20 protein-coding genes and 1 pseudogene are annotated in these 20,631 nt (G+C 68.3%); 13 read left to right on the top strand and 8 right to left on the bottom strand.

Annotation, left to right across the window (positions count from 1 at the left end; translation table 11 throughout):
• Positions 1-50: 50 nt before the first annotated feature.
• The 5 genes and pseudogenes from LCHO_RS24350 to LCHO_RS23540 form a co-directional block, all read right to left on the bottom strand.
• A pseudogene (locus LCHO_RS24350) lies at positions 51-197 on the bottom strand (transposase); the annotation flags it as partial.
• A gap of 607 nt (positions 198-804) precedes the next feature.
• Entirely contained in the window at positions 805-1,305 is a 501-nt protein-coding gene (locus LCHO_RS23550; protein ID WP_012349140.1) for a hypothetical protein, read from the bottom strand.
• A gap of 412 nt (positions 1,306-1,717) precedes the next feature.
• Positions 1,718-2,191 (bottom strand): hypothetical protein, encoded by a 474-nt coding sequence (locus LCHO_RS23545; protein ID WP_190274822.1) that lies wholly within the window; start codon positions 2,189-2,191, stop codon positions 1,718-1,720.
• A gap of 90 nt (positions 2,192-2,281) precedes the next feature.
• Positions 2,282-2,494 (bottom strand): hypothetical protein, encoded by a 213-nt coding sequence (locus tag LCHO_RS20660; protein ID WP_223210477.1) that lies wholly within the window; start codon positions 2,492-2,494, stop codon positions 2,282-2,284.
• Between the two features lie 205 nt (positions 2,495-2,699).
• A complete protein-coding gene (locus LCHO_RS23540; RefSeq protein WP_150105536.1) occupies positions 2,700-3,653 on the bottom strand; it encodes a hypothetical protein in 954 nt (317 codons plus the stop codon).
• Positions 3,654-4,351: 698 nt separating this feature from the next.
• On the opposite strand from LCHO_RS23540, the gene LCHO_RS20650 reads away from it, so the two are divergent.
• The 5 genes from LCHO_RS20650 to LCHO_RS20630 all read left to right on the top strand — a co-directional run bounded on the left by LCHO_RS20650 (position 4,352) and on the right by LCHO_RS20630 (position 9,256).
• Positions 4,352-5,535, top strand: a protein-coding gene (locus LCHO_RS20650; protein ID WP_223210436.1) for an IS3 family transposase whose coding sequence is annotated in 2 segments (ribosomal slippage) — positions 4,352-4,622 and positions 4,622-5,535 — 1,185 coding nt in all. Because the reading frame shifts where the segments join, the coding sequence is not laid out codon by codon here.
• An 86-nt stretch (positions 5,536-5,621) separates the two neighbouring features.
• Positions 5,622-6,176: a phage integrase N-terminal SAM-like domain-containing protein gene (locus tag LCHO_RS20645; protein ID WP_050757426.1), complete on the top strand. Its 555-nt coding sequence runs from the start codon at positions 5,622-5,624 to the stop codon at positions 6,174-6,176.
• A 132-nt stretch (positions 6,177-6,308) separates the two neighbouring features.
• Positions 6,309-7,436 (top strand): aminotransferase class V-fold PLP-dependent enzyme, encoded by a 1,128-nt coding sequence (locus LCHO_RS20640; RefSeq protein WP_012349136.1) that lies wholly within the window; start codon positions 6,309-6,311, stop codon positions 7,434-7,436.
• A gap of 26 nt (positions 7,437-7,462) precedes the next feature.
• Entirely contained in the window at positions 7,463-8,194 is a 732-nt protein-coding gene (locus LCHO_RS20635; RefSeq protein WP_012349135.1) for a Crp/Fnr family transcriptional regulator, read from the top strand.
• 132 nt (positions 8,195-8,326) lie between these two features.
• Positions 8,327-9,256, top strand: coding sequence for an AfsR/SARP family transcriptional regulator (locus LCHO_RS20630; RefSeq protein ID WP_012349134.1), 930 nt, complete (start codon positions 8,327-8,329; stop codon positions 9,254-9,256).
• Positions 9,257-9,351: 95 nt separating this feature from the next.
• Here LCHO_RS20630 and LCHO_RS20625 read toward each other — a convergent pair whose 3' ends face one another.
• The 3 genes from LCHO_RS20625 to LCHO_RS20615 all read right to left on the bottom strand — a co-directional run bounded on the left by LCHO_RS20625 (position 9,352) and on the right by LCHO_RS20615 (position 11,834).
• Positions 9,352-9,825 carry a hypothetical protein gene (locus LCHO_RS20625; protein ID WP_012349133.1) on the bottom strand — a complete coding sequence of 158 codons (474 nt, stop codon included), beginning with the start codon at positions 9,823-9,825 and terminating at the stop codon, positions 9,352-9,354.
• Positions 9,826-10,038: 213 nt separating this feature from the next.
• Complete coding sequence (locus tag LCHO_RS20620; protein ID WP_150105535.1) at positions 10,039-11,037, bottom strand: c-type cytochrome; 999 nt, start codon at positions 11,035-11,037, stop codon at positions 10,039-10,041.
• A 5-nt stretch (positions 11,038-11,042) separates the two neighbouring features.
• Positions 11,043-11,834 (bottom strand): c-type cytochrome, encoded by a 792-nt coding sequence (locus tag LCHO_RS20615; protein WP_050757425.1) that lies wholly within the window; start codon positions 11,832-11,834, stop codon positions 11,043-11,045.
• A gap of 90 nt (positions 11,835-11,924) precedes the next feature.
• Between LCHO_RS20615 and LCHO_RS20610 the strand changes: the two genes are divergently transcribed.
• The 8 genes from LCHO_RS20610 to LCHO_RS20570 all read left to right on the top strand — a co-directional run bounded on the left by LCHO_RS20610 (position 11,925) and on the right by LCHO_RS20570 (position 20,622).
• Entirely contained in the window at positions 11,925-13,031 is a 1,107-nt protein-coding gene (locus LCHO_RS20610; protein ID WP_012349130.1) for a 6-bladed beta-propeller, read from the top strand.
• A gap of 278 nt (positions 13,032-13,309) precedes the next feature.
• Positions 13,310-14,143: a hypothetical protein gene (locus LCHO_RS20605; RefSeq protein WP_043704552.1), complete on the top strand. Its 834-nt coding sequence runs from the start codon at positions 13,310-13,312 to the stop codon at positions 14,141-14,143.
• A gap of 8 nt (positions 14,144-14,151) precedes the next feature.
• Complete coding sequence (locus tag LCHO_RS20600; protein ID WP_012349128.1) at positions 14,152-15,231, top strand: peptidylprolyl isomerase; 1,080 nt, start codon at positions 14,152-14,154, stop codon at positions 15,229-15,231.
• Positions 15,232-15,271: 40 nt separating this feature from the next.
• Positions 15,272-17,227 (top strand): hypothetical protein, encoded by a 1,956-nt coding sequence (locus tag LCHO_RS20595; RefSeq protein ID WP_012349127.1) that lies wholly within the window; start codon positions 15,272-15,274, stop codon positions 17,225-17,227.
• Between the two features lie 60 nt (positions 17,228-17,287).
• A complete protein-coding gene (locus LCHO_RS20590) occupies positions 17,288-17,770 on the top strand; it encodes a c(7)-type cytochrome triheme domain-containing protein (protein ID WP_012349126.1) in 483 nt (160 codons plus the stop codon).
• Between the two features lie 10 nt (positions 17,771-17,780).
• The gene (locus LCHO_RS24160) at positions 17,781-18,833 is read left to right on the top strand and encodes a c(7)-type cytochrome triheme domain-containing protein (RefSeq protein WP_012349125.1); all 1,053 of its coding nucleotides are present in this window, start codon (positions 17,781-17,783) and stop codon (positions 18,831-18,833) included.
• Positions 18,830-19,726: a hypothetical protein gene (locus LCHO_RS20575; RefSeq protein ID WP_012349124.1), complete on the top strand. Its 897-nt coding sequence runs from the start codon at positions 18,830-18,832 to the stop codon at positions 19,724-19,726. Before LCHO_RS24160 ends, LCHO_RS20575 begins: the two co-directional genes overlap by 4 nt.
• A complete protein-coding gene (locus LCHO_RS20570; RefSeq protein ID WP_012349123.1) occupies positions 19,723-20,622 on the top strand; it encodes a hypothetical protein in 900 nt (299 codons plus the stop codon). Before LCHO_RS20575 ends, LCHO_RS20570 begins: the two co-directional genes overlap by 4 nt.
• Positions 20,623-20,631 lie beyond the last annotated feature (9 nt).

Genomic DNA, 20,631 nt, shown 5'->3' with positions numbered 1-20,631 from the left:
GTTATCGATCGTCGCCTCACTCGACGCGACATCTATCCTGACAGAGGGGGGGGCTGGCTCAGCGCCTCCTCGCGCCACCGCTCCAGCGTGCCCACGCCGATGCCCACCTCGCGCGACACCACTTCCACTGGCGCGCTGTGCGGCGGCAGCAGCCTCGCTACCGCCTTGTCCTTGAATGCCTGTCCGTACCTTGCCACTCTCGTCCTTCATCGCCGCCCCCAGGTTCTTGGTTCTATGGAGGCGACAACTATTCTGACGCGGGGGGCTTGTTCTCCCTGAAATAGCTGGCGTCGCCTTGGCGGATTTGAATCAAGACCTCCCAGGCGAATTGCTGCGCAATTCGTCAGGGGTTGGTTTTGCTTGACGGATGGGGATGCCCTTGTAGCGATTAAGCCGGTTGCTGGAGGCAATCCGGCCTGAATCGCGTGTTAGCCGTCATCGGGGACAGTGAGCACGAATGAAGAAATATAGCTTGCGACAACACTGCTACGGTCCCCAGTAGTCGAACTTGAAGATAACGCCCTTTGGAATTTCGAAGGACAAACCTGCACCGCATTCAATAGTGTGCACGCCCGGCGAGATTGGGACTGCTTGACCAATTGGATAGGACCAAACGGCACCATCGACCTTGATTGGTCCGCACTGGCCACCGTTGTCATCGACGACGGCGAGGTAGGTCTTTCCATCGGGTGACTTAGAGACAGCCCCTCTGAGGTACCCATCGTCGCACCCCGTACATATGGTGCAAGTCAAAAGGAGGACCGCCGTGCGTAGGCTCATTGGATTGACGGGTAACGTTTGACTTCACCGGCCTGCGAGGCTTTTCGCGCAGGTCCGGTGGAAGGATGGGTTAGCCCTCACGAGCCACCCGTTTAGATAGAAAAACGCAATGCCATGCACGGCGCCAAGTAGCCCGCCAATACCAAGGGCGGGCAACAGAGTGACGGACAAGGCGTACCAGAACTCGCTTTGAAGCGGAGAGAGGCCATCGAGTGCTCCGCCCGCAGCAAACGCGGAATTGGTGGCGCCCCACAGCCAGATAGAAGACACGAAGGCAATGCCCCAGCCGAAACCCTCAAATGCCGCGCGACGGAGAGATGCGGCACCAGCCAAGATAAGGCGGACGGAAGCGGCACCGCGCCAGCCAACCAAAGCCGACGCGGGAAGCAGAAGAAACACAATTGCGGGAACCGCTCCCCAAGCGTGAGAGGCGGAAGCAAGACCGACGCAAGACCAAAGGACGAAAAACAGCAGCGCATCAATGCGGCCGATCTTTCGAGCGAGAGACTCTGCGAACTCGGTCATGTGAGGGCTAACGTGGCTGCTAAGCGGCGTGCCGCAGGCACGTCCGCTTGAGCTGAGGGTTAGAGCGCATTTTGCGACTACCAATGCGACGATAAATTTTGTTTTCCATGGTGCTGGCTCCTAAACGCAAAATAAGAGAATATTTCTTTTGAGCCACTCAAACGCGGAATGTGACAAAAAGAGAGCGCAGCCAATGAAAGCTGACCCACCAATTAGAAATGTTATTGAGAATGCCAATTCATCGATAAGCAAAAAGCCGCCACCAATGGCTAAACATATGAGGCCGACAATAGCAAGACCTCTGCGGTCACTCGCTTGTTCCGGGAAGCGGTTGAAGACACTCATGCGCGCTAACGTTTGAATTCAGCGGACGCCGAAGGCGGTCCGCTGGAATGAGTGGTTGGGCGTCATGCTACGAGCTACGCACCACTTGCCACAAGATAAACGCAAACACGCCGACGACAACGAGAACGCCGGCAAAGCGGCCGAACCTATTGCCCAGATAGAGTGCGAGCACCAAAAGTGCCGCAATGCTGCCGAACCAAAGGCACCCTCGCCAACTGGTAAACCATTGCGAGAAGAGAAGCAACAGGAAGCCAACTGACGCAAGCGCGGCTGAGAGCCACCAAACTGCAACTCGTTCACCGGACTTGGACGCCACCCAAACCAGGAAAGACGAGAACAGCAACAACGGCCCGATGAACCGTGCCCACCCATTTGGCCAAGGCACAAGCGCGCGCGATGTCTCATAGCGGCCAACGCTGACAACTAACACATTGCCGGTTGTGACAGCCGACCAGACAGCGCTGAACATAGACCAGAGTGCAGGCAGCAATAGAACGGCTGCTGCCGCAATAACGAATTGCGCGGCAAACTTCAGTGGCACTCGATTTGACATGATGCCCAACGTTTTAGGTAAGGGGCGGCCCGGTTGCGGGACGTCCCAGCGGCCGAAGGCCGCGCCTTGACCGGAATGTTAGAGCGCATTGGCATCGACAAGCTCCATTTCGTGGGAGGCGAGGCCAAGAGAGTGCCCCATGAATTTCCCCTCTTCGGGGTAGTTCCAACCTTTCTCAATCCAAGCGCAGCCGTATGGGTCGATTTCGTAAACCTCGAACACCTCACCAATCATCGACTTGACCTCCTCGAATTCATCGGGGGGAAGTGATTGCAGAAATTGTTGGGACAACTGGAGAAGCCTGACACGCGAACCAACTGAAACTGGGCGACCAAATTTATCCAAGCACTGAGTCATGTTTGGTTTGCGCTCTAACGTTTGAGCTAACCGGCGCGCTGCGGCATGGCGCGCTGGCCGCAAGGTGGATGATGAGATCGGCCGCCTTGCGGCCAGCGCGCCATGCCGCGGTGCGTCCGGTTGAGCGAGGGGTTAGGCGTCAACGCGGGATCGCTAGTGCTGACCATGGAATACTGAATCGTGTCTCGTAGACAGCTGCCGCCGCTTTGCGAACTGGTGCCTCAGCTACAAAGTGAGCTTGGCGAACGATCAACTGGTCACTTGCTTCCTCGAGCGCCACGATCTTGGTGAAGTGATAGCGATGGCCCAAATCGATCTTGTCGTTCCGGACGAAGCCACGGCCAATCACAGTACCGACGCTGTTGATGGCGACAACTTCGAGATCCTCTTGTCGATGCCCCCCAAAGAGCAAGATTGCCCGCTGCGCGCAATGCACCTCTCTCAGGCCATATGGCATCAGGAGTGTCCAGCTTGACGTTCTCAACTCGCCCCGCCCGTGGTCAGAGTTGGCGTCGTAGTGCGCAGAGACACCTTCTTCGCACGCCTTGACGGGAAGCCCTTTGGCGCCGACTTCACCGGGCTGCAAGAGGCTTGTGGGCGAGACCCTGTGAACTGTGGCTGAGGCACTTACATCGAATTGGCGACTGCGATCTGCATGAGGTTCTGGCTTCAATAGCCCCGCGAGCCACTTACCGGCCTGATCTCCTGGCCAGCCATCACGCGGCAAGGTAAAGGTCGCGATCTGTCTGCCACTGGCGCGGTCGAGTACTTGAAGAGAGTGCTTTGGCGCTAGAAAAGAAAGCGATTCGGGCAGCCACGGGGCAACTCTCTGGTCCATGACAACCACATACGGTGGCAATGGAGAAGTCTGCGGGCTCCGGAGAATCAGGCCAGGAGACAGTTGACGGTAGGTGCTGCCGTTCAAGTCAACTCTGCTGAAACCGTGCGCGAACGCGTAGCCGAGTCCGAATTTCGCATCAGGGTAGGGCTTGGCGCCCAGTACCTTCAGTTCGATCTCGCTCGATGGCGCGATTGCAGGGCGGACGCCACTATCGCAGCCGATGAGTGTGCCCAGCACACCTACAACAGCCAAGAATGTGAACTGCGCAGAGCTCTTCAAAGGGCGGTCACGCGTGTGCGACAGACGGTAGTTGATTTTGACGCCTAACGTTGGAGTTCAGCGGACGCCGAAGGCGGTCCGCTGGAATGTAAGGTTGGGCATTGGCCTCCTTTCGGCCCTATATGGAGCCTGAAGCGGTGTCTTTTGGCATTTATTTATATGGCTCAATGAGCAAATGCCGATCGTTGATCGCATGCTCAGGTTGTTATTGGCGAAATAATGGAAAAATAAAGTTTGACAAGATGTATGCTGCAAGCAGCAGAATCGCAGGAGACCATGCCGCAAATTTCGCAATGGTCCTTAGCCTAAAGAGGTAGAGAGCTGCAGTGGCTATCACATAAGCCCCAAAAATTTTGATTGATGCGGTTCTCGTCTGTTCCTCATAAGCTCCACCAAATACCATCCATAGCAGAAAAATCAGTGAGCCAATAAGAAGCCCTGAGCCGACGTTTGCTGCGACTGAGCTTTGTGATGGCTTTGATGGAGCCGGTGGAGTGACACTCATTTTTTAGACGATGCTCAACGTTTTTTTGTACAGCCACGCCCGCCGACCTCGTTGTGTTCTAAATCGGTGTCGCGTGGTCTCATGTCGGGCAATCCTAGACCAGTCCCTTGTCATGGTCTAATTTTCCCGGACACCTCGATAGGTGGAATCCACCTGGACGAGGAACATGAGCAAGAGAGAACGAAGGACATTCAACGCGGAATTCAAGCTGCAAGTGGTGCAGATGATTCGCGAGCAGGGCTTGAGCGTGGGCGACGTCTGCCGCGACATGAAGCTCGGCGAGACGGCCGTGCGGCGATGGCTGGCGCAAGCCGATGAAGAGGCTGCAGGCCGCCCCGGCATTGGCAAACCGCTCACCGCCGAGCAGCAACGCATCCGCCAGCTTGAGGCCGAGAACAAGCAACTGCGCGGCGACGTCGACATCTTAAAAAAAGCATCGGCCTTCTTTGCCCGCGAGCTTCGATGAGCTACCAGTTCGTCGAGCAACTGCACAAGAAGGCCGTCACCGTCGAGCGTCTATGCCGCGTGCTGGGCGTCAGCCGTTCGGGCTACTACGGTGCCCGTCAGCGCGCCAAGCTCGCGCCCAAGGCCTGCTTGGTCAGCACGCAATTGAAGGCCGAGTTCGCCGCCAGCGGCCGCGTCTATGGCAGCCGTCGCCTGTGCGCAGTGCTGCGCGCTCGGGGGCTGGGCATCGGGCGCCACCGGGTGCGACGTTTGATGCGCGAGAACAGGTTGCGGGCCCTGTGGCGACGCAAGTTCATGCACACCACCGACAGCGGTCATGCGCTGCCCGTCTCTGACAACCTGCTGGCACGGCGCTTCAATCCGAGCCGCCCCAACCAGGCCTGGGTGAGCGACATCACCTACATCCGCACGCGCAGCGGCTGGCTGTACCTGGCCGTGGTGCTGGACCTGTACGCCCGCAAGGTCGTGGGCTGGGCGATGGCGCCGACGATGCATGCCGAGTTGGTGTGCGCAGCGCTGCAACTGGCCATTGCGCAGCGCCAACCCGCGCCAGGGCTGATTGTTCATTCCGACCGAGGCAGCCAGTACGCCAGCGCGTTGCATCAGGCGCTGCTGGCGCGCCACGGCCTGGTCGGCAGCATGAGCCGCAAGGGCAACTGCTGGGACAACGCGGTGATGGAACGCTTCTTCCTGAGCCTCAAGACCGAGCGGGTCTGGCAGCGCGACTACGCCAACCATGCCGAGGCCATGACCGACATCGCCGACTACATCGTGGGCTTCTACAACAGCGTGCGGCTGCACTCCAAACTGGGCAACCTGCCACCCAATGCCTTCGAGCAGCAATCGGCAATCAAACAACCTATCGTGGTGTCCGAAAAAACTTGACCAGCACACCTCCCTCTGTGAGCGTCTTTTTGCCTCATCCTTTTGGGGGATGGTCAAGTCGATTTAGACAGCCTAAATTTTTCGGGATGGACCCAGACCACTCGACGCTGCCACAGCTGGTTCCTGCGGACGCGCAGGGCGTTGCGGCCGAGCCGGCGGCGCCGCGGTTGATGGTGCGGCTGCGCGAGGCCTTGCGGGTGCGCCACTATTCATTGCGCACCGAGCAGGCCTACGCCGATTGGGCCAAGCGCTATATCCGGTTCCACGGCCTGCGCCATCCGATGGAGATGGGCAGCGCCGAGGTCATGGCCTTTCTGACCTATCTGGCGGCCGAGCGGGGCGTCAGTTCGTCCACCCAGTCGCAGGCCAAGGCGGCGCTGCTGTTTCTGTATCGCCAGGTACTCGGTATCGATTTGCCGTGGACGGGTGAACTGATCTCTGCCAAATCGACCCGCCGTCTGCCCGTGGTATTGACCCCACGTGAGGTCGAGCAACTGCTGCACGAACTCAACGGCACGATGTGGCTGGTGGTGGCGCTGCTTGACGGCACCGGCATGCGCCTGCTCGAAGGGTTGCGCCTGCGCGTCAAGGACATCGAGTTCGTGCGCTGCTCGGCCTTGCCGACGTGTCGACCACCATGATCTACACCCACGTCCTCAACCGCGGGGGCCGGGGCGTGCGCAGCCCGCTCGATTCGATCTGACGCGGTGATAAGCTGAAACGGTCCCGTTCGACTGTTCGTTCGTCCCACCCGATCTGATACGGAGCCGAAGATGCCCGCCTTGTTGCCCAGCGTCGATCCCGACGGCCTGCTCGAATACTCGGTGGTCTACACCGACCGCGCGCTCAACCACATGTCCGCCCGTTTCCAGGGGGTGCTCAAGGACATCTCCGGCGTGCTCAAGGAGGTCTACGCCGCCCGCTCGGCGATCGTGGTGCCGGGCAGCGGCACCTTCGGCATGGAGGCCGTGGCGCGCCAGTTCGCCACCGACCGCCGCGTGATGGTGATCCGCAACGGCTGGTTCAGCTACCGCTGGACGCAGATCTTCGACATGGGTCGCATCCCGGCCGAGTCGACCGTGCTGAAGGCGCGCCGCATCGCCGACGAGCCGCAATCGCCGTTCGCCCCGGCGCCGCTCGACGAGGTGCTGGCCGCCATCGCCGCGCAGCGCCCCGAGGTGGTGTTTGCGCCGCACGTCGAAACCGCCTCCGGCATGCTGCTGCCCGACGCCTACCTCCAGGCCGTGGCCGAGGCGGTGCACGCGGTGGGCGGGCTGTTCGTGCTCGACTGCATCGCCTCGGGCACGGTCTGGGTCGACATGGCGGCCACCGGCGTCGACGTGATCGTCAGCGCGCCGCAGAAGGGCTGGAGCGGCCCGCCGTGCTGCGCCCTGGTGATGCTCGGCGAGCGCGCCCGCGCGGCCATCGACGCCACCACCAGCACCAGCTTCGCCTGCGACCTGAAGAAGTGGCTGCAGATCATGGAGACCTATGAAAGCGGCGCCGTGGCCTACCACGCCACCATGCCGACCGACGCGCTGGCGCAGCTGCGCGACGTGATGCTCGAGACCCGCGCCTACGGCTTCGCCAAGGTCAAGGCCGAGCAGATCGAGCTGGGCCGCCAGGTGCGGGCGCTGCTGGCGCGCAAGGGCTTCCGCAGCGTGGCGGCGCCCGGTTTCGAGGCGCCCGGCGTGATCGTCAGCTACACCGACGATCCGCTGATCCACAACACCCAGAAGTTCCGCGGCCAGGGCATCCAGATCGCCGCCGGCGTGCCGCTGCAGTGCGACGAGCCGGCGGATTTCCGCACCTTCCGCATCGGCCTGTTCGGGCTCGACAAGCTGCACCACGTCGAGCGCACGGTCGAGAACCTGGATCGGGCGCTGAGCCACCTGGTCTGAGGCGACGGGCGGCGGCGGCTGACGCCATGGCCCCGGCACCGGGCTCGCCGGCCGTCGACGCACCCGCCGCGCTGGCCGGCCTGCGTGGCATCGTGCTGCTGCAGGGCCTGCCCGACGAGGGGCTGGCGGAGGTGGCGCAGGCCTGCCGCTTCCGGCTCTACCGGGCGCGCCAGACGGTGATCGCGCGTGCCGATGTCGACCGCGACTGCTACCTCGTCATCACCGGCAAGCTGCGCGTGGTGGCGCTGTCGCCGGGCGGGCGCGAGGTGAGCTTTCGCGACGCGGCGGCGGGCGAGGCGATCGGCGAGATGGCCGCGCTCGACGGCCGGCCGCGCTGTGCCACCGTGATCGCGTTGCAGGACTCGCTGCTCGCACGCCTGAGCCCCGAGGCGCTGACCGACCTGCTGCGCCGCCATTGGCCGATCTGCGAGCGCATGCTGCGCCACCTGGCCGGCGCGGCGCGCGGGCTGACCGAGCGGGTCTACGAACTCAGCACGCTCAACGTGCAGCAGCGCCTGTGCGCCGAGCTGCTGCGCCTGGGCCTGGCCGCCGATGCCGCCAGCCCCGACCGCGTGGTGCTGAGCCCCGCGCCCAGCCACAGCGAACTGGCCGCGCGCATCAGCAGCTACCGCGAGCAGGTCACGCGCGAGCTGGCCGAGCTGGCGCGGCTGGGCATCGTCAGCCGCGACGACCGGCAGCTCGTCATCGTCGACCTGAACCGGCTGGCCGAGCAGGTCGAGGCCGTGCGCGCTGCCTGAAACAATTTGCATCACTTTCGCGGTGCGCCAGCGCACCGCGGCTTGCGGGGCTGCGTTCCTAGACTGACTTCAGCCGCCGTCGCCCTCGACGCGGGCGGCGTCTGTCCGTCAACCCGTCCAGGGAGCTCGCTCATGCACACCGTCGTCACCGCACCGGCCACGTTTTCCAGTGCCTTGCAGGATCTGCCGTTCGCCGCCGGCGCTGCCGGCCAGCCGCATCACCAGCCCGAGCTGCGGCCGCCACCCGGCGGTTTCGTGCCGCGGGTGGTGGGCTATCGCGACCAGACCGCGCTCGCCGGCACCGAGGCCGGCCCGACGCTGACGGTGCAGATGCTCGATGGTTTCCAGGTCTGGATCGGCGCCGATCCGGTCACCGGGCTGCCGCAGGGCAAGCCGCGGTCGCTGCTCAAGCTGCTGCTGCTGCAACGCCGCCGGCCCTTGTCGCGGGCGCGGCTGTGCGCGCTGTTCTGGCCCGATGCCGACGCGGCCAGCGCACGCAACAGCCTCAACGTCACGCTGCACCGCCTGCGCCGCGCGCTCGGCCACGCCAGCCTGGTGCGCCACGGCGACGCCGGTTATCAGCTGGTGGCCGCGGGCGATGTCTGGCTCGACACCGAGCAGTTCCTGCTGCACGCCGAGATGGGCCAGCTCGAGGACGCCCAGGGCCGCAGCGCCGGCGCCATCCACCAGTACGAGGCGGCGCTGGCGATCTACCGCAGCGACCTGCTCGACGAGGGCGATTCGGACCGCGCGCTCGCCGCCCAGGCGCAGGCGCTGCGCGACCGGCTCAACCAGACGCTCGAACGCCTGGCCGTGCTGCGCGAGCAGGCCGCCGACTGGCACGGCTGCCTGCGCGCCGCGCTGCGCCATCTGGGCCTGGACGAATGCAACGAGGCCGCGCACCGCCGCCTAATGCGCTGCTATGCACGGCTCGGCCAGCCGCAGCTGGCCGAGCGCCAGTACCGCGCCTGCGTCACGGTGCTGCGGCTGCAGCTGGGCCTGAGCCCGAGCGACGACACCACCGCGCTCTACCGCCGCATCGCCGCCCGCACGGGCGATTGAGCCGCGGGCCCCAGAAGGAAAAGGCCCCGGCGCGTCACCACGCCGGGGCCTGTGTTCGGGCGCCGCCGTCGGGCGGCGCCTCTGCCGTCATGCGCTCACGGCGCATCGAAGAACTGGATCAGCGGCCCTTCGATGCTCAGGTTGGCGCCGCGGTTCTGCGCCGGGTTGCCGCCCTGGTTCAGGTTGATGCGGGCGTAGAGCTTGTAGAGCCCCGGCTGCACCGAGTTGGGCGGGAAGTTGAACAGCATCGTCTCGACGCCCGGGTTGGCCAGGAAGGTCTGGTCGTTGACCGTGGCCACGCTCGAGGCGCCGCCTTCCACGCTCGACAGCACGGCCTTGCCGTCCCACTTGCAGGCGGCGTTGTGCAGCGCCAGGGCCAGCGCCGAGGTGCCGGCCTTGTTCCAGGCCACGTGCACGTGCATGCCGTCGTTGACGTCGATCATGTTGGGCCCGTCGCCGGGCGGCATGGCACCGGTTTCGTGGCCGATCGGCGGGCTGATGGGCGCCAGGTGCAGGCCGGCGCTGGTGTTGGTTTCGGACAGGATGGTGAGGGGGACGACTGCAGCCATGATGGCCTCCGTTGCGGTTGAGGTTGAAGGGTCGGGACTCATCGGCGGGCTGTCTGTGCGACTGCGCTGCCGATGACTGAACTCTAGGAACCGCCGCATACGCGATCGCCATCGGCGCGCTTGTCTCGGCGCTTGTCTCGACGCTTGTGCCTGCGCTTATGCGCGCTGGCGGGGCGCCGTAAGCGGCCCTCTCACGGCCTCCTCACGGCCGTCTCACGGCGGCCCCTCGCGCCGGAACATCGCCCGCCGCACATACGCGCCGATCGCCTCGATCTCCGCCGGCTTGAGCACCGCGCCCCAGGCTGGCATCGAGGTGCCCGGCAAACCGTCGCGGATCACCTGCCGCAGCCGCGCGGCCGGCAGCGTCTGCGCCGTGTACTGCGTCAGGTCGCGCGCCTTGGGCTGCATGAACTGGCCGATCCAGTTCTTGCCGCTGCCGTCGGCGCCGTGGCAGAAGGCGCAGTTGGCCTGGAACAGCCGTTCGCCGCGGCGCTGCTGGCGCGTCAGGCCGGCGATGCGCGGCGCCACCTCGTGCTGGGCGTAGACGCTGGCGCCCGACACCGCGTCGACCTCGCTCGGCGGTGCCTGGCCCGGCACGAAACCCATGCGCGGATACGACAGCGGCCGCGCGCTCCAGGCCGGGCCTTCGTCGATCACGCGGGCGCGGTCGTGGCACGAGATGCAGCTCGACAGGAACAGCGCGCGGCCGCGCCGCTGCCCGGCACTGAGCGACTCGACATCCGCATCGAGCGCGATCGCGCCGGTCGCGAACGGGAACGCGGCGGCAAAGCGCTGGTGCTCGGGCCAGCCGTTTTCGCGCGTGTGATACGCCGTGTTGCGGGCCTGGTCGCGCACGAACTCGCGCAGCACGAAGGCCGCCACCGCGGCCATCTCGGCCTCGTCGAGGATGGCGCTGAACGACTGCATCGCCGTGCCGCTGCGGCCGTGGCGCAGGGCGTCGAGCACGGCCGGCTCGGTCAGCTGCTTGGCCGTGGTGAAGTCGCGTGGCGGCGGGCTCAGGTAGGTGGCCGCCAGCGTCCGGGCGTTGCCCGAATAGCCGTGGCAGAAGTAGCAGCGGAAGTTGTAGACCTTGCGGCCGAGCTCGTGGCGGGCCTCGGCCTCGGCTTTTGCCGACGTGTCTGCCGCCGCGCCGCCTGCGCACAGCAGCAGCATCATCCCGGCCGCCAGCAGGGCGCGCCATCGCCGGTTCATCGGCTTCAACGCTTGGCCGGCGGCGTGCCGTTGCCGGGCTGCGGCTGGATGAAGGTCTGGAACACGTACTCGGACACGTCGGCGATCTGCTGCGGCGTGATCACCTTGTTCCAGGCCGGCATCTCGGTGCCGACGCGGCCCTCGGACACCGCGCCGTACAGCGCCACGCGGTTCAGCCGTGCCCGCGAGGCGGCGTCGACGAAGTTGCGCGGCTTCGGGTTGATGAAGTAGGCGCGCGGCCCGGCGCCGTCGCCGCCGGCGCCGTGGCAGGTGGCGCAGTTGGCCAGGTAGAAGGCCATGCCGTTGCGGGCCTGGCCGCTCAGGCGGTCGGGGAAGGGCAGCGTCATGTCGACGGGTGCGGCGGCGCGTGGCGCATCGGCCTCGCGCCCGCCGTGGGCGCGGGTGCCGGAGATCGGCGCGTGTGGCAGCGCGGCCCGCTGGCCGTGGGGCGGTTGTGCCCGCGCGCCGCCTTGCACGAACTGCGTCAGCACGTGATCGGCCAGCGCGGCGATGTCGCCCTCGGACAGCTGGGTCTGCCAGCCGACCATCGCGGTGCCCGGCCGGCCGTGGGTGATGGCCAGCACGATGCGCTCGCGCGTCAGCTCCTGCCGCGACGCCGCCGACGTGAAATCGCGCGGCAGCGTCGACAGCGAGCCGGCCGCGCGGCTGCGGCCGTCGCCCCGGTCGCCGTGGCAGACCGAGCAGTAGTTGTGATACAGCACCGCCGCCTGTGCGGCGGCAAACGCCGGCGGCGTCCAGATCAGCCACGTCAGCCACATCAGCAAGAACGGTTTCATCGGCGGTTTCCGGGTCAGGTCGGGCGTGGCGGAGATGTTCGGCGATTGCAATTTCTCTGCCACTGGCATGCCGTTTGCAGCCCGCCGGCCATGCACCGATCCTGGCTCACCCTCGCCGTGGCCGCAACGCTGGCGCTGCTGCAGGCCGCCTGCATGCAGATGCCCGCGCCCAACACCGCCGCCGCGGCGCGGCCGCTGGTGTTCCCGCCGCCGCCCGACGAGCCGCGTTTCATCTACGAGCGCACCATCCGCTCCAGCGGCGACGTCGTGCCCGACGAGGAAGCCAGCCGCCTGCGCCGCATGGTCACCGGCGAGCAGCTCGGCGGCGAGGCGCTCGCCAAGCCCTACGCGGTGGCGGTCTGGCGCGGCCGCATCTTCGTGTCCGACACGGTGTCGCGTTTCGTGCGCGTGTTCGACGTGCCGCAGGGCAGCCATGCCAGGATCGGCGACGAGGAGGGCGAGGGCCAGCTGATCAAGCCGATCGGGCTCGACGTCGACGCCGCCGGCAACCTGTACGTGGCCGACATCGGCGCCCGCGCGATCCTGGTCTACGGGCCGGACGGGCGCTACCAGCGCCGCATCGGCGGCGGCGCGCAGAGCTTCGTGCGGCTGGCCAGCGTCACGGTCGACCCGGCCGGCGCGCGCGTGTATGCGGTCGATCTGGGCGGCGTCAGCTCCGACCAGCACCGCGTGCGGGTGTTCGACGCCCGCAGCGGCGCGCACCTGTCGGACATCGGCCAGCGCGGCACCGGGCCCGGCCAGTTCAACCTGCCACGCGACATGGCGATCGGCCGTGACGGCCGGCTCTACGTGGTCGACGGCGGCAACTTCCGGGTGGTGGTGTTCGATGCCGAGGGCCGCTACCTGCGCAGCTTCGGCAGCGTCGGCAAGCAGTACGGCCAGTTCGCGCGGCCGAAAGAGGTGGCGATCGACCGCGACGGCAACGTCTACGTGGTCGACACCGCGTTCGGCAACTTCCAGATCTTCAGCCCCGACGGCGAGCTGCTGATGTTCGTCGGCGAGCGCTCCGAGCGCGACAGCCCGGCGCGCTACATGCTGCCCTCGGGCATCGCGGTCGACGAGGACGGCCGGGTCTACGTGGTCGACCAGTGGTTCCGCAAGATCGACGTCTTCCGCCCCGCCGCGCTGCCCGCGGGCAGCGGTTTCCTGGCCCGCACGCCGCCCGCGGCCCGTTGACATCCCGTCACACCGGATCGAGACGCTTCCCGATCCCGGGAAAACGGCTTCCTGAATGCGGGAGCGGCGTGCCGCTCCACGCGCCGGCAATGTGTCGTTGTCCTTAAGGAATCCTGAGTGTGTGGCAAATGGCACAGAAACTGCTGAAACCTGCCCGTCACGCCGGGCCCTGATCGAGTGCCAGCCTGACGACGGATCAACCAACCTTCGAGGGGCTCATCTTGAAAATGCCAGGGCAGTACAGCCGAAGGACATGGGGGGCGGCGTCCGCGGGCGCCTTGGCCGCCCTGTTCCTGCTGATCGGCAGCAGCGTGTCGGCAGGCATCGCCGACACCCGCCACAACCTCGGTTCGGGCCCCGGGCCGGCCGGTCGCAACAACGTGTCGGACACGGCCGAGGTCTGCGTCTTCTGCCACACCCCGCACGGCGCCGACATCAACGCACCGGCGCCGCTGTGGAACAAGCGCCTGGGCGCTGCCGGCGTGCCCGCAGGCGGCGGCACCTACATCACCTACGACACGCTGCAGACGCCGTCGCTCGACGGCACGGTGGCGGCGGTGGGCTCGATCTCGATGGCCTGCCTGTCCTGCCATGACGGCACCCAGGCGATGGACAACGTCATCAACGCGCCGGGTTCGGGCGGTGTGCTGGCCGACGGCGGCGGCGTCGACGGCCGGGCCTACACCTGGGCCGGCAGCAGCGTCAACGCGGCCGGGCGGCTGAGCAGCGGCGCGGGTCTGCTGGGCACCGACCTGTCGAACGACCACCCGATCGGCATCCAGTACTGCGGCGGCGGCCTGTCGGGCACCGGCACCGCGGTGTCGGGCACCTGTCGCGACGGCGACTTCACGGCGCTGCAGACCCAGACCATCAACAGCAACCAGGTGTTCTGGGTCGAGACCGGCGGCGCCGGCAAGCAGCGCACCGACCTGCCGCTGTACCAGCGCGCCAGCGGCGGCCTGGGCCCGCTGGTCGAATGCGCCAGCTGCCACGACCCGCACGTCTCCAGCGGCCAGGCCGGCCCGATCGGCACCGGCCAGAGCTCGGGCGAGACCTTCCTGCGCATCTCGAACGCGTCGAGCGCGGTCTGCACGGCCTGCCACGTCAAGTAGGCCCGGCCATGACATCGCCCTCCCGTGTCGCGCTGACCCTGCGGCTGGCACTGGTGCTGGCGGTGTCGGCTTCAGCCTCGATGATGCTCACGCCGGCGGCCCTGGCCGCCGGCCCGGCGCAGCCGCCGCCGGCCGCCGCGCCGGTGGCTGCGTCGGTCGCCTCGCCGGTCGCCGGCGCCTTCGCCACCGTCGGTGACACCGTCATCAGCCGTGCCGACTACCAGCGCGCGCTGGCGGTAGCGATGCGCAAGAAGTACTACCACGCCAAGCCGCCCGAGGCCGAGTTCGCGCGCTTCCGGCGCGAGGTCGGCGACGAGGTGGTCAACCGCGTGCTGCTGCTGGCCGAGGCGCGCCGGCGCGGCATCGTGCCCGACCGCGAGCAGATCGCCGCCACCGTGGCCGGCTACGACGCCCAGTACGCCAGCAGCGCCAACTGGCAGGCCAACCGCGACCAGATGCTTGCCGCCGTGCTGCCGCAGCTCGAAAGCGAGAGCCTGCTCGAACGCCTGGGCCAACTCGTCAAGCGTGTGCCCGAGCCGGCCGAGCCGGTGCTGCGGGCCTATCACGCGCAGCACCCGGCGCTGTTCACCGAGCCCGAGCAGGTGCGCCTGAGCGTGATCCTGCTGAAGGTCGACCCCAGTTCGCCGCAGGCGATGTGGGACGCCGCCCATGCCGAAGGCCGGCAGCTGCACCGGCGCTTGCTGGCGGGCGCCGATTTCGGCGATCTGGCGCGGCTGCATTCGGGCGACCGCTCGGCCGCGGCCGGCGGCCAGATGGACTACGCCCACCGCGGCATGCTGCCCGAGGCGGTGCACGGCGTGGTCGACGCGCTGCCGCCGGGCGGCCTGTCCGCGCCGGTGCAGCTGCTCGAAGGCGTGGCGATCCTGCGCCTCGACGACCGCCGGCCGGCGCGCCTGCGTGCCTTCGAACAGGTGCGGGCGCGTGCCGCCGAGCTCTGGCAGCGCGAGCAGGCGCAGGCGCGCTGGACCGAGCTGATCGACACCCTGCGCCGGGGCACGGCCATCCGCATCGACGAGAGCCTGTATGCGCCGCAGTCCGCGACGACCGACAAGGCGCACGCCGGCTGACCCCCGGTGGCACGCGCCCAGGCACAAGAGGAGAGGGCGCGTGCGCAGACCTGGCCTGCGCCGTGACCTGGCGGTTGCCGTCGCCCTGCTGGTGCGCGCCACCGCGGCCGACGCGGCCGCCTACGCCCCGGGCCTGCCCGACGCCGGCGGCGCCGACCCGGCGCGGGCGGCCGACGGCGCGGGCGCGGGCCACGGCGCCACGAACGGCAACGGCGGCGGCGGCAACGGCATCCGCTGGACGCTCGCGCCGGTGCACCTTGCCGGCAGCGTCTCGCTCGACGTGCGGGCCCTCAAGCTCGAGGACGGCCGGCGCACCAACCAGACGCTGGTCTACAACGACATCGAGTTCGCCAGCCACGTCTGGGAGCCCTGGTTCATCCAGCTGCGCGGCGGGCTGGGCGCGCTGGCGGCGCACGACGTCTCGCGCGATGCCGGCAGCCGTTTCGCCGCCACCAGCAACAGCACCGCGCTGACCGGGCGCTTCGCGATGTCGGTGTTCCCGATCAGCCGCTTCCCGTTCGAGCTGCAGGCCGAGGTCAGCGACAGCCGGGTCAGCGGCGACACGCTCGGCACCGACTACCGGCTGCACCGCGTCACGCTCAACCAGGCCTGGCGCCCGGAGTTCGGCAACGACAGCTACAACGTCAACTTCGAGCACAGCCGGCTGCGCACCAGCGACGGCGCCGAGGACACGGTCGACAGCCTGCGCGGCAGCGCGCTGCGGCAGTTCAGCGACCACACCTTCGAGCTCGGCGCGCACCTGAGCGTCAACGAGCGCAGCGACACCGACGACCGCAGCCGCCTGGCCACGCTGAGCGCGCGCCACGGCTTCCAGCCGGCCGGCTCGCTGCACGTCGACACGCTGGCCACCTGGAACCAGATCCAGCTGCGCAGCGGCGCGGGCGGCACCGCGCAGCGCTTCGGCAGCGACACCGACATCCGCCAGATCTCGAGCTTCGGCACCTGGCGCCCGCGTGACGGCGAGCCGCTCTTTTCGGCCGCCTCGCCGTTCTACCTGACCGGCAGCGTGCGCCTGCTCGACGCCAACACCGAGGCCGGCAGCGGCGCGCTGCTGCAGTCGCAGCGCCTGCGCGCGGTCAACGCCTCGCTGGGCGCCAGCCAGGAGCTGACGCGCGAGTGGCGGCTGGCCGGCGGGCTGTCGGCGACCCAGATCGCGCCCGAGGGCGGGCGCCGTTCGAGCGTCAACACCGCCAACGCCGCCGTCACCTACACGCCCGAGGGCCTGACGCTGGGCGCCTGGAGCTACACGCCCTCGCTGGGCGGCAACGTCGGCGTCAGCCGCAGCAGCGAGGTCGGCGAGCGCCGCACCTGGGGCGGCCAGCTGGCGCAGGGTGTCTCGCGCACCTGGCTGGCCGGGCAGACCGACAGCCTGTCGCTCAACCTGACGCAGAGCCTGGGCGCGCTGCACGACTCGCAGTCGCAGCGCTGGTCGCGCGCGCTGGCGCATTCGGCCGGGCTGTTCTGGCAGGGCAGCAACGACACCGGCAGCCAGAGCTACGCCGGGCTGTCGGTGAGCGACTCGCGCAGCCTGTCGCAGGAGCGCGGCGAGTTCCAGCTCGTCAACCTGCAGGTCAGCCGGCGCACCGAGCTGACCCGCCACACCAGCTGGTCGGGCAACCTGACCGCGCAGGCCAGCCGCAGCGACAACACCCAGCTCGACCCCTTCAGCGGCCTGCTGCGCGAGTCCGGCCCGGGCTGGCAGCGCTTCTACAGCGGCACGCTGAGCTACGAGAACCAGCGCCTGTGGGCCGTGCCGCGGCTGCGCTACACGGTGCTGTTGAGCGTCAACAGCCAGCAGCTCGAGACCCGCGCCGCCGGCGACATCGACGCGCTGCGCGAGCGCGTCACCGAGTCGCTCGAGAACCGCCTCGACTACGCCATCGGCCGCCTCGAACTGCGCCTGAGCGCGCGGGTGGCGCGGGTCGAGGGCCGCGGCGTCGGGCTGATCTATGCGCGCGCCCAGCGGCGTTACTGACACCGACACGACACCGACACGACCCGAGCCATCCATGCCCCTCAGAACCCGGAGACCCCAGTGAGCCCCTCCCATTTCCTGCGACTGCCCTGGCGCAGCGCCCTGCTGGCCGCGCTGACCGGCCTGCTGCTGTGGGGCCTGGCGCCACGTGCGGCCCACGCCGAATACGGCGACGTCGTCATCAACAACTACTCCGACGCCGCGGGCATGCGGCCGGTGGTGTTTCCGCACTGGTTCCACCGGGTGCGGTTCCGCTGCAAGGTCTGCCACGCCGACCTGGGTTTCCAGTTCAAGGCCGGCGGCAACCAGATCAACATGCTCAAGATCATCGACGGCCAGTTCTGCGGCGCCTGCCACAACGGCGAGCTGGCCTGGTCGGCCGAGAACTGCAACCTCTGCCATTCCGGCAAACCGGGCACGGCCACGCAGGTGCACGAGAGCACGCTGCAGAAGCTGACCGCCGCGGCGCCGGCGATGCTGGCGGCATCGGCGCCCAAGGCCGCCGCACCGGCACCGGCGGCACCCGCACCGGCGAAGAAGTAGGCGCATGACCATGAACCGCACACTCCTCACCACCCTGGCCGCGCTCGCGCTGGTGTTCGCCGCCGGGCCGGGCCGGGCCCAGAACCCGGCCGCCGTCAAGGCGATCTACGAATCGGGCTGCATCGGCTGCCACGGCACCGGCGTGCTCGGTGCGCCCAAGTTCGGCGACAAGGCGCAGTGGGCGCCGCGCGCCAAGGCCGGCATCGACGCGCTGGTCAAGAGCGCCATCGCCGGCACCGACAAGGGCATGCCGCCCAAGGGCGGCCGCGCCGACCTGAGCCCGGCCCAGCTGCGTGCGGTGATCGAATACATGATGAGCGGCGGCACAGCCAAGGCGCCCGAGGTGGCAGCCGCCAAGCCGGTGCCCGCGAAAGCCGACCCGAAAGCCGCCGCGAAGGTCGATCCCAAGGCTGCCGCAGCGCCCGCGGCTGACGCTGCGCCGGTTGCCGCAGCCCCTGCCGCTACCGCGGCCGCACTCGCCGATCCCGCCCCGCCTGCTGCCACGCTGGCGGCTGCCCGCGCCGCCGCGCCCAACCCGGCACCCAATGCCGCGGTGAACGCCTTCAACCGCCTGCTCAAGCCGGTCGGCCGCTTCAACCGGCCGGCGGTCGAATCGGGCATCCACGACCCCACCAACGACATGACGCTGCAGCTGCAGCCGCCGGCGGTGGCGTTCGCGGCGCTGCCCAAGAGCCCGGCGGGCAACCACGTCGACTGGGTCAAGTCGCTCGATGGCAAGGCGATCGAGCCGCGCTGGGACCGGCTCGACTCGGCCGCCGCCGCGGTGGTGATGGACCTCAACATCGTGCGCGAGGTCAAGGGCTCGATGCCCGACGTGGTCTACCCGCACAAGCAGCACACCGAGTGGCTCGACTGCAGCAACTGCCACCCGGCGATCTTCGTGCCGCAGAAGGGCGCCAACCAGATCAGCATGGCCAGCATCCTGCTCGGCCAGAAGTGCGGCGTCTGCCACGGCAAGGTGGCGTTCCCGGTGTCCGAATGCCGGCTCTGCCACTCGAAGAAGAAGGCCGACACCACCGTCGCCCAGGAGCGCAAGCCGTGAACCGGCCGCGGGCCCGTGTGGCGACGGCGCTGGCCACGGCGGCGCTGCTGCTGCTCGCCGCCGCGCCGGCCCGCGCCGACGACACGCCCGGCCTGCGCATCCAGCTCGAGCAGAAAATCCGGCTGGTGTCGACGCTGATCGCCGATTCGCCGGCCGCGCAGCGCATCCGCAGCAGCGGCAACCTGGAGGCGATGGCGCACCTCGACGAAGGCCGCGTGCACCACGCGCTGGCCACCGACCTGCTGGCGCGTGGCGACCTGTCCGGCGCGCGCAGCGCGGTCGACGAGGCGCTGCAGCACCTGAGCAAGGCGCGCCGCCTGGTGCCCGACGGGCCGGCGCGCCAGGCCGCCGCACGCCAGCGCTACGAGCAGCTGCTGGCCAGCCTGGAGCGGCTGATGGACGCCTGGCGCGCGCGCGCCGACATCCACGCCGACGACGACGGCCAGGACCTCGCCGCCGCGCAGGGCTTCGTCGGCATGGCGCGCCAGCAGGCCCAGGAGGGCCGGCTCGACGACGCCAACCGCTCGCTGGCGCAGGCCGAGCGCCACGTGCTGGCCGGCATGAACCGCACCCTGCACGCCACCACGCTCGACTACACGCTGCGCTCGACCAGCCCGGCCGAGGAGTTCCAGAACGAGCTGGCGCGGCACCGCGGCTTCGTCGACCTGCTGCCGCTGGCCGTGCGCGACCTGCGGCCCAGCGCCGAGGCGCGGGTGCTGATCGACCGCTACGGCGAGGCCAGCCGTGCGCTCGAGGCCCAGGCCCTGGCGCAGTTCAAGGCCGGCGAGACCACCCAGGCGCTCGAAAGCCTGCGCAACGCCACGCTGTACCTGCAGCGCGCCCTGTCGGCGGCCGGCCTGGCCGCACCGCCCCCCACCGGAATCACGCCATGACGATGTTTCACTCCATCCCGCGCCTGCGTCCGGGCGCTGCCGGCTGGCGGCAGCTGTTCGCCGCGCTCGTGCTCGGCCTGCTGACCAGCATTGCCGCGGCGCAGGACCGCGAACAGCTCGAACGCCGGGTGCAGTCGATCGGCACGCTGATCAACGCCTCGTCGGCGGCCCGCCAGATCGACACCAGCGGCGTCGGCGCAGCGCGCGAGCGGCGCGACAACGCCCGCCTGATCCACCGCGAGGCGTCGGCCGCCCTGCAAGGCGGCGACCTGGCCGGCAGCGCCCGGCTGCTCGACGAGGCCACGCGCGAGATGATGGCCGGCGTGCGCCTGGCCAAGCCCGAGCAGGTGGCCGGCGAGAAGAACCGGCGCGATTTCGAGGCCCGGCTCGACAGCGCCCGCGCGCTGCTGACCGCGCAGCAGCGCATCACGAAGGAAAAGTCCGCCGGCCGCGAGGCGCAGGACGCCACCCGCAGCATCGAGCGCCAGATCGCCGAATCGCAGGCGCTGGCGGGGCAGGGCCGCTACGAGGAGGCGCGGCCGGTGCTCGACCGCGCGTACCTGACGGCGCGCGTGTCGATCGAGGCGATGCGGCGTGGCGACACGCTGGTGCGCTCGCTGACGTTTGCCAGCAAGCGCGAGGAATACGACTACGAGCTCGACCGCAACGACACCCACCGCCTGCTGATCGGCGTGCTGCTGGCCGACCGCAAGGACGCCGGTGGCGCCATGCCCGCGGGCATGCAGGCCTACACCGACAAGGCGGCCGTGCTGCGCCAGGAGGCCGAGGCGCAGGCCCGCAGCGGCGACCACGCCGGCGCGGTGCAGCGGCTCGAGGACTCGACCCGCGAGCTGGTGCGCGCGATCCGCGCCGGCGGCCTCTACATCCCCGGATGAGGGTTGGGC

The organism is Leptothrix cholodnii SP-6, from assembly GCF_000019785.1.
GTDB lineage: Bacteria > Pseudomonadota > Gammaproteobacteria > Burkholderiales > Burkholderiaceae_C > Sphaerotilus > Sphaerotilus cholodnii.
The sequence above is the reverse complement of the archived record's forward strand: the minus strand, read 5'-3'. Positions and strand labels throughout refer to the sequence as shown.

Bases quoted from the DNA above. Each gene is read 5' to 3' on its own strand.
- LCHO_RS23550 (WP_012349140.1), bottom strand. From the start codon at position 1,305: ATGACCGAGTTCGCAGAGTCTCTCGCTCGAAAGATCGGCCGCATTGAT.
- LCHO_RS20645 (WP_050757426.1), top strand. From the start codon at position 5,622: ATGGACCCAGACCACTCGACGCTGCCACAGCTGGTTCCTGCGGACGCG.
- LCHO_RS20640 (WP_012349136.1), top strand. From the start codon at position 6,309: ATGCCCGCCTTGTTGCCCAGCGTCGATCCCGACGGCCTGCTCGAATAC.
- LCHO_RS20635 (WP_012349135.1), top strand. From the start codon at position 7,463: ATGGCCCCGGCACCGGGCTCGCCGGCCGTCGACGCACCCGCCGCGCTG.
- LCHO_RS20630 (WP_012349134.1), top strand. From the start codon at position 8,327: ATGCACACCGTCGTCACCGCACCGGCCACGTTTTCCAGTGCCTTGCAG.
- LCHO_RS20625 (WP_012349133.1), bottom strand. From the start codon at position 9,825: ATGGCTGCAGTCGTCCCCCTCACCATCCTGTCCGAAACCAACACCAGC.
- LCHO_RS20620 (WP_150105535.1), bottom strand. From the start codon at position 11,037: ATGAACCGGCGATGGCGCGCCCTGCTGGCGGCCGGGATGATGCTGCTG.
- LCHO_RS20615 (WP_050757425.1), bottom strand. From the start codon at position 11,834: ATGAAACCGTTCTTGCTGATGTGGCTGACGTGGCTGATCTGGACGCCG.
- LCHO_RS20610 (WP_012349130.1), top strand. From the start codon at position 11,925: ATGCACCGATCCTGGCTCACCCTCGCCGTGGCCGCAACGCTGGCGCTG.
- LCHO_RS20600 (WP_012349128.1), top strand. From the start codon at position 14,152: ATGACATCGCCCTCCCGTGTCGCGCTGACCCTGCGGCTGGCACTGGTG.
- LCHO_RS24160 (WP_012349125.1), top strand. From the start codon at position 17,781: ATGAACCGCACACTCCTCACCACCCTGGCCGCGCTCGCGCTGGTGTTC.
- LCHO_RS20570 (WP_012349123.1), top strand. From the start codon at position 19,723: ATGACGATGTTTCACTCCATCCCGCGCCTGCGTCCGGGCGCTGCCGGC.